17 protein-coding genes are annotated in these 14,762 nt (G+C 47.4%); 10 read left to right on the forward strand and 7 right to left on the reverse strand.

All coding sequences use genetic code 11. The features are described from left to right. Positions 1–2 precede the first annotated feature (2 nt). The 3 genes from MUN34_RS00325 to MUN34_RS00335 form a co-directional block, all read right to left on the reverse strand. The gene (locus MUN34_RS00325; RefSeq protein ID WP_026827301.1) at positions 3–431 is read right to left on the reverse strand and encodes a DMT family transporter; all 429 of its coding nucleotides are present in this window, start codon (positions 429–431) and stop codon (positions 3–5) included. 70 nt (positions 432–501) lie between these two features. Then, positions 502–819 (reverse strand): ArsR/SmtB family transcription factor, encoded by a 318-nt coding sequence (locus MUN34_RS00330; protein WP_026827302.1) that lies wholly within the window; start codon positions 817–819, stop codon positions 502–504. 36 nt (positions 820–855) lie between these two features. Next, complete coding sequence (locus tag MUN34_RS00335; protein WP_247856565.1) at positions 856–1,305, reverse strand: GNAT family N-acetyltransferase; 450 nt, start codon at positions 1,303–1,305, stop codon at positions 856–858. 170 nt (positions 1,306–1,475) lie between these two features. On the opposite strand from MUN34_RS00335, the gene rpoE reads away from it, so the two are divergent. Both rpoE and MUN34_RS00345 read left to right on the forward strand, forming a co-directional pair. Then, positions 1,476–2,000: a DNA-directed RNA polymerase subunit delta gene (gene rpoE, locus MUN34_RS00340; protein WP_012371599.1), complete on the forward strand. Its 525-nt coding sequence runs from the start codon at positions 1,476–1,478 to the stop codon at positions 1,998–2,000. 253 nt (positions 2,001–2,253) lie between these two features. Continuing rightward, entirely contained in the window at positions 2,254–3,849 is a 1,596-nt protein-coding gene (locus MUN34_RS00345; protein WP_012371598.1) for a CTP synthase, read from the forward strand. 80 nt (positions 3,850–3,929) lie between these two features. Here the strand turns inward: MUN34_RS00345 and MUN34_RS00350 are convergent, their stop codons facing one another. After that, on the reverse strand, positions 3,930–4,439 hold the full coding sequence (locus MUN34_RS00350; protein WP_026827305.1) for a DUF2529 family protein: 510 nt from the start codon (positions 4,437–4,439) through the stop codon (positions 3,930–3,932). A gap of 93 nt (positions 4,440–4,532) precedes the next feature. Between MUN34_RS00350 and MUN34_RS00355 the strand changes: the two genes are divergently transcribed. The 5 genes from MUN34_RS00355 to glpX all read left to right on the forward strand — a co-directional run bounded on the left by MUN34_RS00355 (position 4,533) and on the right by glpX (position 8,979). Further along, positions 4,533–4,907, forward strand: a complete 375-nt coding sequence (locus MUN34_RS00355) for a response regulator (protein ID WP_026827306.1) — start codon at positions 4,533–4,535, stop codon at positions 4,905–4,907. A gap of 132 nt (positions 4,908–5,039) precedes the next feature. Continuing rightward, complete coding sequence (gene fba, locus MUN34_RS00360) at positions 5,040–5,894, forward strand: class II fructose-1,6-bisphosphate aldolase (protein WP_026827307.1); 855 nt, start codon at positions 5,040–5,042, stop codon at positions 5,892–5,894. Between the two features lie 165 nt (positions 5,895–6,059). Continuing rightward, positions 6,060–6,707, forward strand: a complete 648-nt coding sequence (fsa, locus tag MUN34_RS00365; protein WP_012371594.1) for a fructose-6-phosphate aldolase — start codon at positions 6,060–6,062, stop codon at positions 6,705–6,707. Positions 6,708–6,734: 27 nt separating this feature from the next. Further along, the gene (murA, locus tag MUN34_RS00370; RefSeq protein WP_247856566.1) at positions 6,735–7,982 is read left to right on the forward strand and encodes a UDP-N-acetylglucosamine 1-carboxyvinyltransferase; all 1,248 of its coding nucleotides are present in this window, start codon (positions 6,735–6,737) and stop codon (positions 7,980–7,982) included. A 31-nt stretch (positions 7,983–8,013) separates the two neighbouring features. Continuing rightward, entirely contained in the window at positions 8,014–8,979 is a 966-nt protein-coding gene (glpX, locus tag MUN34_RS00375; protein WP_026827309.1) for a class II fructose-bisphosphatase, read from the forward strand. Between the two features lie 645 nt (positions 8,980–9,624). Here the strand turns inward: glpX and MUN34_RS00380 are convergent. Next, positions 9,625–10,398 carry an SDR family NAD(P)-dependent oxidoreductase gene (locus MUN34_RS00380; RefSeq protein ID WP_247856567.1) on the reverse strand — a complete coding sequence of 258 codons (774 nt, stop codon included), beginning with the start codon at positions 10,396–10,398 and terminating at the stop codon, positions 9,625–9,627. Positions 10,399–10,470: 72 nt separating this feature from the next. Next, positions 10,471–11,154, reverse strand: a complete 684-nt coding sequence (locus MUN34_RS00385; RefSeq protein ID WP_081776596.1) for a C40 family peptidase — start codon at positions 11,152–11,154, stop codon at positions 10,471–10,473. A gap of 374 nt (positions 11,155–11,528) precedes the next feature. On the opposite strand from MUN34_RS00385, the gene rho reads away from it, so the two are divergent. Together rho and MUN34_RS00395 are read left to right on the forward strand one after the other, a co-directional pair. Continuing rightward, positions 11,529–12,893 (forward strand): transcription termination factor Rho, encoded by a 1,365-nt coding sequence (gene rho / locus MUN34_RS00390; RefSeq protein ID WP_026827311.1) that lies wholly within the window; start codon positions 11,529–11,531, stop codon positions 12,891–12,893. A gap of 97 nt (positions 12,894–12,990) precedes the next feature. Beyond that, positions 12,991–13,236 carry a type B 50S ribosomal protein L31 gene (locus MUN34_RS00395; RefSeq protein ID WP_012371588.1) on the forward strand — a complete coding sequence of 82 codons (246 nt, stop codon included), beginning with the start codon at positions 12,991–12,993 and terminating at the stop codon, positions 13,234–13,236. 35 nt (positions 13,237–13,271) lie between these two features. On the opposite strand, the gene MUN34_RS00400 is transcribed toward MUN34_RS00395, so the two are convergent. Continuing rightward, positions 13,272–13,922, reverse strand: coding sequence for a DedA family protein (locus MUN34_RS00400; RefSeq protein WP_247856568.1), 651 nt, complete (start codon positions 13,920–13,922; stop codon positions 13,272–13,274). Positions 13,923–14,099: 177 nt separating this feature from the next. Between MUN34_RS00400 and MUN34_RS00405 the strand changes: the two genes are divergently transcribed. After that, entirely contained in the window at positions 14,100–14,720 is a 621-nt protein-coding gene (locus tag MUN34_RS00405; protein WP_147510219.1) for a thymidine kinase, read from the forward strand. Positions 14,721–14,762 lie beyond the last annotated feature (42 nt).

Below are 14,762 nucleotides of genomic sequence, written 5' to 3' on the forward strand. Positions count from 1 at the left end.
CCTTAGAAAATCAAAAATAGCGCAATGACCATCAGGCCGGATGCGATTAATTTGTCTTTGTTGATGGCGACGCGGGGACTTCCGAGCCAGCCTTTATGTTCAATGATCATGCTGGCGATCATCTGACCGATGATGACACTGATCATGGCGAGTCCGACACCGACAAGCGGGATGCTGATGATCAGGATCGTCAAATAGATGCTCCCGAGCAATCCGCCGAGCAACGTCCATTTCGGTGCCTTGAATGTATAGCCGAGCGAACCCTTTCCGAAAAAGAGGGTGATGATACCGATGATGATTGTACCGGCAAAGAAATTATAAAAGCTGCTTTCGAGTTTCCCGATGCTGTTGCCAAGTTCTCCGTAGATGGCGCCTTCAATACTGAGCGCGATTCCGGCAAGTAGAGCCAACAGGTAATAAATGAATTTCACAATCCGTTCCTTCTTTCTTTGTCGAATCTATATATCGAGAATTGTCGATATATGAACAAAGGAAAACCCATTAGAGTTCTCCTTTTAGATACTCTGCCAACTCGTTGATTTTCTCTTCATTTCGACGGTAATACGTCCACTTGCCGTGACGTTCGGATTCGAGCAATCCGACTTTTTGTAACATCGCCAGGTACTGGGATACGGTGGATTGGGACAAATTTGCCTTCTCCTGGATATCTCCGACACAGACGCCTCCTTTTTCAGCAAGATTCGTTGACAAGTGAGCGGCCGGTTTGTTGAAATGAGTCTCTGGATCCTTGAGCCAGCGTAAGATGTCGAGACGGACTTCGTTCGACAACGCTTTGAAAAGATCTACTTGATGTGTCATGCCATCAATCTAATCGATACTTCTCGATATGTCAATTCATCGGTTTGAGTTGGCGAAGGATGTTTTATCAATGGTGTGCGTGATTTTTTCACCGGAAACGAGTTGAAATCCGAGCCCTTGATAAAATGGATCGGCCTGTTCGCTGTAGAGGACTAACCGGTCATACGTCAAAAAAGCTTCAGACATGATTTTTTCCAGTAAGGCAGTCCCGATTCCGTGCGATCGGGCTTCCGGCAATACATAGACGTGGCGGATCCGACCCGTTCCGGATTGACCGACTTGTTTCATATATCCACCGCAGGCGAGGACTTGATTGGTCATCGACAGGACGACGAACATCGCTTCCCCGTTTTCTTGAAACGATTCCTCCCGGCGGCTTCGTAACATTCGCTCGATAAGTTGAAATCCTTCTTGGGAACTTTTAGCGAGTAACGGAAGCCAGTTGTATCCATCAAATTCGTTCACCCGTTCAATTGTCACATCCATCCGTGATTCCTCCTTCTTTTCTTTTGGATTATTCCTTTTTCGACCCTGTCAAAAACCCGATTTTCCTTTTCGGAGAATCTTTTTTTACGAGGGACTGGATTTTTAAAAGCCCTTTTGCGTATAATGAGAAGTAATGGATTGAACGCAAATGAAAGGAAGTGGCCGTCACAATGAGCCTCAGCCGTTTAAGTAAAGAAGAAATTACCGATCTTTCACTGATTAACTTCGTCAATGAAATGCTGCAAGAAGCGGGCGAACAGCCTATTACTTTCGATGACATCACAAAAGAAATCGAAAAATATCATACGTTTAAAAATGAAGAGGATAAGTTCGAGAAACTTGCCCAACTTTATACGGACATGAACATCGATGGGAACTTCGTTAACGTCGGAGCTAACCGTTGGTCGCTTCGTGCTTGGTACCCATTCGATAAATCGGATGAGGATTTGGTCATTGAAGCCCGTCAACGTGGTGAACTCGATGAGTTCGAAGAAGAGTTCAACTATGACGCGGAAGAAGATGAGTTCGAGACGATCGAAGATGATCTCGATACATTCGCGAAAACTGCTGATTATGATGCAGCAGACGACAGCGAAGAAGACACATTCAAAAAAGTTGCGGTCATTGATGACCTCGAAGACGATTTGGATGAAGAAGACCTCGAAGATTTCGAGGAAGATGACGAAGAAGTTTAACAACCGCAACCTGCCATTTTTGAACATGAAAATGGTAGTTTTTTCGTTGACGGCTGACACAAGGACGTGTGATTTTTTTCTTTAAAAATCTGCTTGACGAAGTTTTCGGAATGACGTAAGTTAGTCATGGGCTTCTTTAAGCAACGTGCTTAATTTCAGCAAAAGTGTCTCCTGTGAATGGGGGCACTTTTGCTTTTTTATTTTTTAACGACCTCTGACAGATTTCTGGACTCGAGAAGGGAGCAATTTAATCATGACAAAGTATATTTTCGTAACCGGTGGGGTAGTATCTTCGCTTGGTAAAGGGATCACGGCGGCATCACTCGCTCGTCTCTTGAAAAACCGTGGCCTCAACGTCACAATCCAAAAATTCGACCCGTACATCAACATCGACCCGGGAACGATGAGCCCGTACCAGCACGGGGAAGTTTTCGTCACGGATGACGGCGCTGAAACCGATCTTGACCTTGGTCACTACGAACGTTTCATCGACATCAACCTCAGTCAGAATGCGAACGTCACGTCAGGCCGCATCTACTCGACGGTCCTTAAAAAAGAACGCCGTGGCGACTACAACGGTGGAACGGTTCAGGTCATTCCGCACATCACGAATGAAATCAAAGACCGTGTTTTCCGTGCCGGAAAAGAAACAGGCGCTGACGTCGTCATCACAGAGATTGGTGGAACAGTAGGGGATATCGAATCGCTTCCGTTCATCGAAGCCATTCGTCAGGTGAAAAACGATATCGGAAAAGAGAACGTCATGTACGTTCACTGTACGCTTGTTCCGTATCTTGCAGCTGCAGGCGAGCTGAAGACGAAACCGACACAACACAGTGTCAAAGAACTCCGCAGCTACGGAATTCAGCCGGATATCATCGTGCTTCGTGCAGAACATGATGTACCGCAAGAAATGAAAGATAAAATTGCCCTCTTCTGTGACACACGTCCGGAAGCGGTCATCGAAGCGAAGGATGCATCGACGCTTTACGAAGTGCCGCTTAACTTACAACGTCAAGGCATGGACCAACTCGTCTGTGACTACTTCAAGTTTGATACGCCGGCTGCTGATATGACAGCATGGAAACAACTTGTTCACACTGTGACACATCTCGAGAAGAAAACGAAAATCGCTCTTGTCGGGAAATACGTCGAACTCCGTGATGCGTACATCTCGGTTGCAGAAGCCTTGAAACATGCCGGTTTCGCCTTCAACAGTGACATCGAAATCGACTGGATCAATGCAGAAGACGTCACACGTGACAACGTTCAGGAATTACTCGGTTCAGCAAACGGAATCCTTGTCCCGGGCGGATTTGGAGAGCGTGGAATCGAAGGGAAAATCGAAGCAACCCGTTTCGCCCGTGAAAACAATGTACCGTTCTTCGGAATTTGTCTCGGTATGCAACTGGCGACAGTTGAGTTCGCGCGCAACGTCTTGAACTTAGAAGGTGCTCACTCGGCAGAAATCGATCCGGCGACACCGTATCCGATCATCGACTTGCTTCCGGAACAAAAAGATATCGAGGATCTCGGCGGAACACTTCGTCTCGGTCTTTATCCATGTAAGCTTGAAGACGGTTCAAAAGCACGTGCGGCGTACTCGAGTGAACTCGTATACGAACGTCACCGTCACCGTTATGAGTTCGGCAACGAATTCCGTGAACAGTTCGAAGCAAACGGCATGATCTTCTCCGGTACAAGCCCGGATGGCCGTCTCGTTGAAATTATCGAGATTCCAGAACACAAATGGTTCGTCGCGTGTCAGTTCCACCCGGAATTAATTTCGCGTCCAGAGCGTCCGCAAGCTCTGTTCCATGACTTCATCCAAGCATCGCTTGGTGAGTAAGAAATTTAGCGAACGGCTAAACACCCCTGTTTCCAAATTGGAGACAGGGGTGTTCTGTTTATTATTATAGAAGAAAAGCGTCATTCCCACTCTTCCGTCATCTCTTGTAATTGCGTCAAAATGTGCGTCAACAGGAAGGCACCCAGCGCGAGACTCGGCAAACCGTGACGGGAACCGTCCTCAGCCGGAAGCAGACCTTTATCGAATTTCAAGGCAAGCGGTGCGATTGACCGTTCCAGTGTGTCGGTCATGTCGCCGAGCGTGATGATCGAATAGGGCGTATGCCACGCATCATAGCGGGCAAGTGACGCCAGCAGATCGGAGCGCTCCGTATCCGGTGTGAAAATCAACACACGGTCGACCGCATGAAGGGTTTTATGATCCTTAATTTTCGTGACACGCTTCATCTGGTCCGGACCGTCGGACAGCATCGGATAAAGCCCTTCAAACTCGCCGTAGGCATCGAGATAGACTTTTCCTTGACCGACGAGTGCCTGAGCGAGCAGGCGGACGACATCAAACAGTTCGTCTTCCTGTTTTGTAAGCGTTTGTAGTTTTCCGTTGAATTGTGTCGCTAAAATTTTCAGCATTTCTAACATCCTTTCTAAATTTCTCTCATGGATAGTATATAGCAAGTTTTGCTTTCATGTAGAATGGAAATAACTAGAGGAGGAGTGTGGGAGATGAAAGGAAGATTACTCATCGCGGAAGATGAACCGGGGATTCGGAATTTACTGGCACAATTATTTCGGGCACAGGGGTATACGACCGACGTCGCTGTCGATGGTCTTGAGACGATTGAACGGCTGAAAGAGACGGAATACGACTTATTATTGATGGATGTCAATATGCCGGGCCGAACCGGTCTTGAAGTATTGCGTCATCAGGACGAGGTCGGACGACGGATCCGGACGATTCTGATGACCGCTTTAGACGAAACGGAAGCGATGGAAGAAGCGAAACGACTCGGTGTCGTCGCCTTCTTCGGAAAGCCGTTTGACATCTTTGAATTAAAAAAAGAAGTGACTGTGCAAATTTCGAACGATGTAAGCGGTTAATCCTTCACGTCGTCGTCACAATCCTAAATTCGGAGTGAAATGCTGTACGTTCCGGTGAATCAGTGTGTTATAATCAGTCTGAAAATGCACGTTTACGTGTAAGTAGCGATCAAAACAGAGGAGGATGTCATTATGCCATTAGTATCTATGACAGACATGTTAAACAAAGCTCTCGAAGGTAAGTACGCAGTAGGTCAATTCAACATCAACAACCTCGAGTGGACTCAAGCAGTACTCGGTGCGGCTCAAGAAGAGCAGTCACCGGTTATTCTTGGAGTATCTGAAGGTGCAGCACGTCACATGGGCGGTTTCTACACAGTTGTTAAAATGGTAGAAGGTCTCGTTCACGACATGAAAGTAACAGTTCCTGTTGCAATCCACCTCGACCACGGTTCGAGCGTTGAAAAATGTAAAGAAGCGATCGACGCTGGATTTACATCTGTAATGATCGACGATTCACATAGCCCGATCGACACAAACATCGAAACAACAAAAGCTGTTGTTGAGTATGCGCATTCGAAAGGTGTTTCAGTCGAAGCGGAAGTTGGTACAGTTGGCGGACAAGAAGACGACGTCATCGGTGATGTCATGTACGCGAAACTTGACGACTGCGTTCGTATCGTCAAAGAAACTGGAATCGACACGCTTGCTCCTGCACTCGGTTCTGTTCACGGACCATACAAAGGTGAACCAAACCTTGGTTTCGCTGAAATGGAAGAAATCCGTAACGCAACAGACCTCCCACTCGTTCTTCACGGTGGAACAGGAATCCCGACACACGATATCGAAAAAGCAATTTCGCTTGGTACTTCGAAAATCAACGTCAACACGGAAAACCAAATTTCGTTCGCGAAAGTGGTTCGTGAAGTCTTGGCTGAGAAACCAGAAGCATATGACCCACGCGTATTCATCGCACCAGGTCGTGAAGCAATCAAACAAACAGTCATCGGTAAGATGCGTGAGTTCGGTTCAAGCAACAAAGCTTAATTTTCTATGCCTAAAGCACGGTAGACACTCGTCTATCGTGCTTTTTTTCATCTGAATCATGAGATTGTTTTGGAAAACGTTAGGACTTCTCAGCGAAAAAATTTATAATGGAAGAGTAAGCGATTTCAAGGGAAATTTTTAAGGGATGAAAGGGGAAAGAGAGAGATGAGATTTTTTATCGACACAGCAAACGTAGAGGATATTAAAAAAGCACATAAAATGGGGATTTTGGATGGGGTCACCACAAACCCGTCACTCGTCGCAAAAGAAGGCGTCGATTTCCATACACGCCTGCGTGAAATCTGTGAGATCGTCGGAGACGTCTCCGTCAGTGCCGAAGTCATTGCCCTCGATGCAGAAGGAATGATCCGGGAAGGGAAGGAACTTGCTCAGATTGCACCGAACATTACTGTAAAGGTTCCGATGACACCGGCAGGACTCGAAGCCGTTGCAGCACTTTCGAAAGAAAACATCACGACGAACGTCACATTGATCTTTAATCCGAACCAAGCCCTGCTCGCAGCGCGTGCAGGTGCGACATACGTATCACCGTTCCTCGGTCGTCTGGATGATATCGGTCAAGATGGGATGGGACTGGTCGAAACGATTGCTCAAATCTTCGTCATTCATGATATTCCGACACAAATCATCGCGGCTTCTGTCCGTAATCCGGTGCACGTCACGAATGCGGCACTCGCTGGGGCTGACATCGCGACGATTCCGCTCAATGTCATTGAGTCACTGACGCAACACCCGTTAACGACGCAAGGAATCGAACGCTTCCTCGCGGACTGGGAAAAAGCGCAGCAATAAAAGATTGTAGAGAAAGGTTGATGGAATGTGGACATTTTGCATATCGTAGGACAACAGCGTCTTGAAGGAACCGTCATGATCAGTGGATCGAAACAGAGTGCGATTCCGTGTCTCGCGGCAGCATTGCTGACCGATCAACAGGTCATTCTTGAGGGGGTACCGGACATTGGCGACGTTGCGACGATGATCCAAATCATTGAGATGCTTGGAGCTGTCGTAACACGTCAAGGCGATATGGTGACGATTGACCCGAGTCATGTCGAACCGATGCCGCTCACAGGAGCAGATACACGGAAGTTACGTGGATCGATTTACCTGATGAGTGTCCTCGCGGCACGATTCAAACAGGGGGTCGTCGGTCTGCCCGGTGGTTATGCCATCGGTCCTCGGCCGATTGATTTACACATCAAGGCATTAGAACGACTTGGTGTCGAGATGCGAAATGAACAAGGGGTTTACTACATGCATGTCGAAGAGTTGAAGGGAAACCGGATTTATTTGGACCTTCCTTCATTCGGTGCAACAATCAGTGCTTTACTGGTCGCCGTCATGGCGGAAGGAACGACGGTCATTGAAAATGCAGCGTGTGATCCGGAAGTCATCGACGTCAGTACGATGTTGACGAACATGGGTGCGAGTGTCAAAGGTGCAGGGACCGATGAGATTCGAATCAAAGGCGTCAAGACGCTTCAAGGATGCCGCCACACCTTGATTCCCGATCGAATGGAAGCAGGTACGTTCCTGGCAATGGGAGCAGTCCTCGGCCGTGTGACGGTCGATAATGTCATTCCGTTACATCTTGAAAGCATCATTCAAAAGCTGGAACGATTCGGGGCCAACATCGAGCAGGGAGATGATTCGGTCACGGCATCCATCGATATGGCGAAACCGATTGACGTTCGGGTCTTTCATTACGGTGGATTTCCGAGCGATCTTCAACCAATCATCTCGGCTGTCCTGTTGAAACCGAAAGGCGCGAGTGTCGTCGTCGATAAGTTATATCCTCAACGTTTCCGGCACGTCCAGGAAATGCGGCGGTTGAATGGACGAATTACCCACGAAGACGCTTCGATCATCATCCGTGGCGGTGAAGCGTTGCGTGGCACGGAAATTGAAGCCCATGATCCACGCGGTGCAGCAGCACTCGTGTTAAGTGGAATGCTTGCTTCCGGTGAGACGTCATTACACCATGCAGAAGTACTTGATCAAAGCTATGAACAGTTCGTCGAGAAGTTAAAAGGACTCGGGGCTCTTGTTTGGCGCGAAACGGTTTAAGGTTTTCAGTTAGGGAGAGGGGATTATACACATGGAGAGAAGTTTATCAATGGAACTCGTACGCGTAACGGAGGCAGCAGCACTGGCTTCGGCACGCTGGATGGGGAAGGGCTTGAAAAACGAGGCAGATGACGCAGCAACAAGCGCCATGCGTGATGTATTTGATACGATCCCGATGAAAGGAACGGTCGTCATCGGCGAAGGAGAAATGGATGAGGCGCCGATGCTTTATATCGGTGAGAAACTCGGAAATGGATACGGACCACGTCTTGACGTCGCCGTCGACCCACTTGAAGGCACGAACATCGTCGCCAAAGGCACATGGGGTGCACTCGCAGTTCTTGCGGTCGCGGATGCAGGAGACTTATTACATGCACCGGATATGTACATGGATAAGATTGCTGTCGGACCGGAAGCAGCGGGACACGTCAGCTTGGATGCGACGATTGAAGAAAACATCGCTGCCGTCGCCAAAGCAAAGAATAAAGAAATCGAAGATGTCGTCGTCTCGATTCTTGACCGGGAACGTCATGAAGAAATCATTCAACGGATTCGCGCAACAGGGGCACGGATTCGTCTGATTGGTGACGGAGATGTCGCAGCAGCTATCAATACGGCTTTCCCGCATACAGGGATCGATATTCTACTCGGTTCAGGCGGGGCGCCGGAAGGTGTTCTGGCAGCCGTGGCTTTAAAATGTCTCGGCGGGGAACTTCAAGGCCGACTCTTACCGGCAGATGAAGCGGAAGTCGCACGATGCAAGAAGATGGGAATTGAAGACCCGTCGAAAATCCTCATGATGGATGACCTTGTCACGGGCGATGACTGTATCTTTGCAGCAACCGGTGTCACGGACAGTGAGTTGATGAAAGGTGTTCAATTTAGCGCGCAAGGCGGTCAAACACACTCTGTCGTCATGCGGGCGAAATCGGGAACGGTTCGTTTCGTCGAAGGGATTCACTCGTTCAAGAAAAAACCAAAGCTCGTTATTAAGTAATCGGCATTGCAAGCTTATCCAAAAGAATCTACGTTTTCTTCACCCGCTTTCCTCGGGCGAGACACAAGCCGCGCCTACTTTGTCCAAATGGACAAGTAGTCGGGTCTTGTTTGTCTCTGACAGCGCGGAACACCGCGCTTTTTCCCGTAGGAGTCGAGTGAAGAACGTAATTCTTTTCGAAAAGGCAATGCAGTTTGATGCTACATGCGAGTCATGATTCAAAAATGAATGAAGGGAGGTAGATTTTCGGTATTTAATCCGGAAATCTGCTTCTTTTTTCTTTTTGTACAAGAAATAAGAGCATTTGTATGAGGTATCTCAATTACTCACCAAACTGTCGTAAATGAGCATAGAAATAGCCGATGATCCCGTGAGAAGGATCATCGGCTATTTGATTCCTGTAGAACGGAGACATACATTCTCGACTCCTACGGGAAAAGGAAGCGCGATTAGTGCTTCCGTCAGGGATAGGGAAGACCCGGCAGATTGCATATTAATGCGAGCTGCCGCGGCTTGCCTCCCGCCCGTGGAAAGCGAGGATGTAGGAAACATTCGTCACGAGAATTGATTTTGGTGTGACTTATGAGTCAAGCTCTGATATCGGATTTATAAAAGGCCACTCGAATGGAAATGACAAAATCTGAATTAAAGACTGTGTGTCGGAGCTTGCAACTGGTGTGTCATCTGAACGAGTTTGCGTCGCGAGAAGAAGCGTGTCATAAAGACATACACTGCATTACTGCGACCGGGAATGACAAGCGTTTTTCCCTTCATGTATCCCGTGAAGGAAAGTTGAGCAGTTGTTTTGGCATCCATGATTCCTGGTCGTTTAAACAGCCCGGATGTCGCGAGATCCGCTGTCGTGGCAAAATCAGTATGCGTGGCACCCGGACAAACGGCTGTCACCTGAATATTGTAAGGTGCGAGCTCATCTGCCAAGGCTTCCGAAAAACTGAGCACGTAAGCTTTTGTCGCATAATAGACGCTCATGAAAGGACCGCCATGGAAAGAGGAAGTCGAAGCGATCTGAATAATCCGTCCACTCCCTTGAACTTTCATCCGTCGGGCAAAAGCTTTCGTCAGATGAGTCAGCGCCCGGATGTTGACGTCAATCATGTTCAATTCGCGTGATAAATCCGTTTCGATAAATTCACCATAAAGACCAAAACCGGCGTTATTGATCAAAACATCAACGGGAGTGTGTTCTGTCGCACGTAACAGGGCTTTGATTTGAAGGGATTGCCCGATATCATACGGAAGAACGACGGCAGAGCCGCCTCGTTGTTCAACAAAGTGTTTTGTTTCGAAAAGTTGTTCGACATTTCGGCCGACCAGTAACAGATGATGCCCTTGATCAGCATGCAGATAGGCAAGTTCGCGCCCGATTCCGGCAGAAGCCCCGGTGATTAATACGTTCATGATATGTCCTCCTTGTATAATAGGGTAGAAAAAAAGCGATCGAGCCGATGCTCAACCGCTTGGTTCGTTAAATTATAGGTATGAACCCGCGCCGACAAGGCGTGAACCCCAGTAACCTGATTTGAAGCTTGAGTACTTGACGCCACCTGTTTCTGAGTTGACCATGCTTGATTTGCTTGTCGCCATACCGACGTGTTGAATGCCGCTACCGTGTGAGAAGAAAACAAGATCTCCAGGTTGAACGTTTGAGACACTTACTTTTCTAGAAGAAGAATATTGTGAAGAAGACGTACGTGGCAATGTTTTGCCTGCTGCTTTTTTGTAGACGTAGCTTGTGAAACCAGAGCAGTCAAATCCACGAGTTGTCGTTCCGCCCCATACATAAGGAGTTCCTTTATGTTTAGCTGCTTCGCTTAGAAGGCGTGTACGTGTTGAAGATGAAGTTGTTGATTTTTTAGCCGTTGAAGTAGAAGACTTGTATGTTTTCGTATACTGTGTAGATACATAACGTGTTTTGCCACCGTACGAAATTTTAGTCCAGCTGCCTGATTTACCTTTGTATGTAAATGTTTGGCCTGCGTTTACTTTACCGACGATGCTTGCTTTAGTAGAAGGAGCCGTACGAACACGTAATCCGCTATCTGTGATCTTGACTTTCGTTACTGTAGAAGCTGCCTCAACCTTATCTGTTCCCACTGATGCAAATCCTGAAACCACTAATGCTGCTGTCGCGACCGATGCTAGAAAACGTTTCATATGTGAAATCCTCCATGTCATTTTAAAGTAGTTTTGAAAACCGAGTTATATGATGTATCTCATTAAGTGTTTGTTTAAGCAGTGCACCTTACAACTGTGTAAGTTTTTCTCTGCACGATTATCTTAGCATGCGGATACATGAAAACGTTTTTTCAGTTCCGCTACAAAACATGACGTTTTTGTAACATAACTGCAATAATATACTCGAATATTACAAAGAAGAAATTCCCATTTCTTAAATCACGACGAAATGGATGAAATGTGATACCTTTAATTCACGAAGAATATACACCAAGATCCTTTGCACCATGAATTTGCACCATGAAGATGAAATCCTTTGCTCCTGAATTTATACGAAGAATAGGTGAATGCACATGCCAACTGAGAAAACTGACAAACCAGAACGTTCCTATACACTTGCTCAATTAAGCAACCTGACATTAAAAGATTTATATGAAATCGCAAAAACAAAAAACGTACCACAGTACCGTGAGGCTCGTAAGCGCGAATTGATGTTCAAAATTCTTAAAGCGCAAGCAGAATCCACCGGTCTTTATTTCCTCGAGGGGGTACTCGAAGTTATTCCCGGAAACCCACAGATGCAAAATGATGGCGGCTTCGGCTTCCTTCGTCCTATCAACTATTCGCAATCCTCTGAAGATATCTATATCGCCGCTTCACAAATCCGCCGCTTTAATCTCCGTAACGGAGACGTCGTGACTGGAAAGGTCCGACCGCCAAAAGAGAATGAACGGTTCCAAGGTCTTTTAAGTGTGGAAGCAGTCAATGGAGAAGCGCCGGACACGGCACGGAATCGTCTGTTCTTCCCGGCATTGACGCCGATTTATCCGGATCGCCTGATGCGACTTGAAACAGAACCGCGTCATTTGTCGGTCCGGGTGATGGATATGATTGCGCCGGTCGGGTTTGGCCAACGCGGTTTGATCGTCGCACCGCCTAAAGCCGGTAAGACTTCTCTATTAAAAGAAATCGCGAATTCGATTCAAGTGAATCACCCCGATGTCGAATTGATCATTCTATTGATTGATGAGCGCCCGGAGGAAGTGACGGACATCGAGCGGTCTGTTCCGGGAGCGGATGTCGTCAGTTCGACGTTTGACGAAACACCGGACAACCACGTCCGGATTTCGGAGCTTGTCCTTGAGCGGGCGATGCGTCTCGTCGAACATAAAAAAGATGTCGTTATCTTGATGGATTCGATTACACGTTTGACACGTGCTTACAACTTAACGGTTCCGCAAAGCGGACGAACGTTGTCCGGAGGGATCGATCCGGCCGCTTTCCATAAACCAAAACGCTTTTTCGGAGCCGCCCGGAACATCGAACACGGTGGCAGCCTGACGATTCTCGCGACAGCCCTCGTCGAGACCGGTTCCCGGATGGATGATGTCATCTATGAAGAGTTTAAAGGAACCGGCAACATGGAACTGCATCTAGACCGCAAGTTATCCGAGCGCCGGATCTTCCCGGCCATCGATATCCGGAAATCAGGAACACGGAAAGAAGAGTTGTTGTTACCGAAAGATCAACTCGACGCCCTGTGGACGATCCGCCGGACGATGAACGAGTCAAATGAGTTTGTCGACAGCTTCTTACGCAAGATTCGGGACACGAAAAATAACGAAGAATTTTTTGTTGAACTGAATAAAGAAAAGAAGAAACCCGTCCGGCGCGCGCCTGTTAAACCGCGTGTGACGAAAACCGACACAACGACTTGAAAATAGGTATTGCGGGTCGTGAAAAAATCGTTTAGTATAGGAAGGTAACTTACTCTGGCTCAGCAAATGAACCAGGGCGGAAGGAGAGAAAACAACCATGAAACAAGGAATTCACCCAAACTACAACAAAGTTGTATTTATGGACTCAACTACTGAGTACAAATTCTTGACTGGTTCTACACGTTCTTCGAACGAGACAATCACTTGGGAAGATGGAAACGAGTACCCACTCATCCGTGTGGATGTGTCTTCGGACTCGCACCCATTCTACACTGGTCGTCAAAAGTTCAACGCTGCAGACGGTCGTGTCGATCGCTTCAACAAAAAATACGGCCGCAAGTAATTGCGACTTCAGTATTAAAAAACAGCCTGTCTCCATCACTGGAGCAGGCTGTTTTTGTATAGACAGAACTTAGTACGGTACGCCAGATACGTTCTTAAGACGAAAGAGAGTCCGATTCCACCGGCAGCACCAATCAGATACGGGAGTGTATCCGGATTATTTGCAAAATGTTCCATGAGCAGACTGAAGGAAAAATGACGACCCAGGAAATAACCTGCCCCTAAAAAGATGCTGATCCAAATTAAAGCACCGGTATAAGCATAAGTAACGAAAATCCGGAACGGCATTTTCGAGACACCGGCAAAAAAAGCAGAGAGTTGACGGAGTCCGGGTATGTAATAACCGATAATGAGGACGGTTTTTCCGTAACGTAAAAATCCGGCTTCCGCTTTGAAAATATGTTTTTCAGAAATCCGTAACTTCGGAGCCATTCGATGCAATAATGGCATTCCGAGCTTTAGACCGAGGACATAGCTGATTGTCATACCGATACAGCTGCCGGCATAGGCAGCAAGAATCGTTCCGGCAAGCGGTAAATCACCATGGTGCATCCAGAATCCTGACATGACGAGTAATGTCTCGTCCGGAACAGGAAGACCAACGATTCCGCCGGCCAGCAGAACGGCGAGTCCGAACGCTCCATATTGGTGGAGGACTTCATGTAATATATGATGAATCGGAGTCACCTTCCTTCAAAGAAACTTCTCTTTCAGTGTACAGGAAATACATACCAGTTGAAATGAGAAGATGAAGAAAGTGGGGAATTTGGCACGGGTTTTTGATTTTTAGAAGTCAATCCTTTTTCTCAATTTAGATTCGGGCTATACTCGTTAAAGTGACTAATTTAGAGGACGGTGTTTACGATGATGCATGTGATCAATCAATATGGTTGGATTGAAGTGATTTGTGGAAGCATGTTTTCCGGCAAATCAGAAGAACTGATCCGTCGTGTCAGACGGGCACAGTATGGAAAGTTACCGGTTCAGGTGTTCAAGCCGGCAATCGATGACCGGTACCACGAGGAGCATGTCGTGTCGCACGTCGGCAATTCCGTCATCGCGATTCCGATGGCGACGAGTCGTGATGTCTATGCAGCAGTGGCGGAAGAAACACAAATCGTCGCCATTGACGAAGTTCAATTCTTTGACGACGAAATCGTCGCGGTCATCGAAGCACTGGCTCAAGATGGCAAACGCGTCATTTGTGCAGGACTCGATCAAGACTTTCGGGCGGAGCCATTCGGCAAGATGCCCGAATTGTTGGCACGTGCAGAATTCGTGACGAAATTACAGGCGATTTGTCTGTCGTGCGGAGATCCGGCATCGCGGACACAACGATTGATTGACGGGAAACCCGCAAACTACAATGATCCAATCATTTTGGTCGGGGCGTCTGAATCCTATGAACCACGTTGCCGCCATTGTCATCAAGTACCGGGCAAACCACAACCGTTACAGGAATGGAAAAAACAACAGCAGAATTGAGCATATCCGATTTGAAAAAGCGAACGATTCCTGGCAGTGAGG

It is taken from the genome of Exiguobacterium sp. 17-1 (assembly GCF_023096305.1).
GTDB classification, from domain to species: Bacteria; Bacillota; Bacilli; order Exiguobacteriales; family Exiguobacteriaceae; genus Exiguobacterium_A; species Exiguobacterium_A sibiricum_A.

Excerpts from the sequence above, each read along its gene's own strand:
- MUN34_RS00350 (WP_026827305.1), bottom strand. The coding sequence starts at position 4,439 with ATGCTGAAAATTTTAGCGACACAATTCAACGGAAAACTACAAACGCTT.
- MUN34_RS00395 (WP_012371588.1), top strand. The coding sequence starts at position 12,991 with ATGAAACAAGGAATTCACCCAAACTACAACAAAGTTGTATTTATGGAC.
- MUN34_RS00405 (WP_147510219.1), top strand. The coding sequence starts at position 14,100 with ATGATGCATGTGATCAATCAATATGGTTGGATTGAAGTGATTTGTGGA.
- MUN34_RS00335 (WP_247856565.1), bottom strand. The coding sequence starts at position 1,305 with ATGGATGTGACAATTGAACGGGTGAACGAATTTGATGGATACAACTGG.
- MUN34_RS00345 (WP_012371598.1), top strand. The coding sequence starts at position 2,254 with ATGACAAAGTATATTTTCGTAACCGGTGGGGTAGTATCTTCGCTTGGT.
- glpX (WP_026827309.1), top strand. The coding sequence starts at position 8,014 with ATGGAGAGAAGTTTATCAATGGAACTCGTACGCGTAACGGAGGCAGCA.
- rho (WP_026827311.1), top strand. The coding sequence starts at position 11,529 with ATGCCAACTGAGAAAACTGACAAACCAGAACGTTCCTATACACTTGCT.
- MUN34_RS00380 (WP_247856567.1), bottom strand. The coding sequence starts at position 10,398 with ATGAACGTATTAATCACCGGGGCTTCTGCCGGAATCGGGCGCGAACTT.
- fsa (WP_012371594.1), top strand. The coding sequence starts at position 6,060 with ATGAGATTTTTTATCGACACAGCAAACGTAGAGGATATTAAAAAAGCA.
- MUN34_RS00385 (WP_081776596.1), bottom strand. The coding sequence starts at position 11,154 with ATGAAACGTTTTCTAGCATCGGTCGCGACAGCAGCATTAGTGGTTTCA.
- fba (WP_026827307.1), top strand. The coding sequence starts at position 5,040 with ATGCCATTAGTATCTATGACAGACATGTTAAACAAAGCTCTCGAAGGT.
- MUN34_RS00330 (WP_026827302.1), bottom strand. The coding sequence starts at position 819 with ATGACACATCAAGTAGATCTTTTCAAAGCGTTGTCGAACGAAGTCCGT.
- rpoE (WP_012371599.1), top strand. The coding sequence starts at position 1,476 with ATGAGCCTCAGCCGTTTAAGTAAAGAAGAAATTACCGATCTTTCACTG.
- MUN34_RS00355 (WP_026827306.1), top strand. The coding sequence starts at position 4,533 with ATGAAAGGAAGATTACTCATCGCGGAAGATGAACCGGGGATTCGGAAT.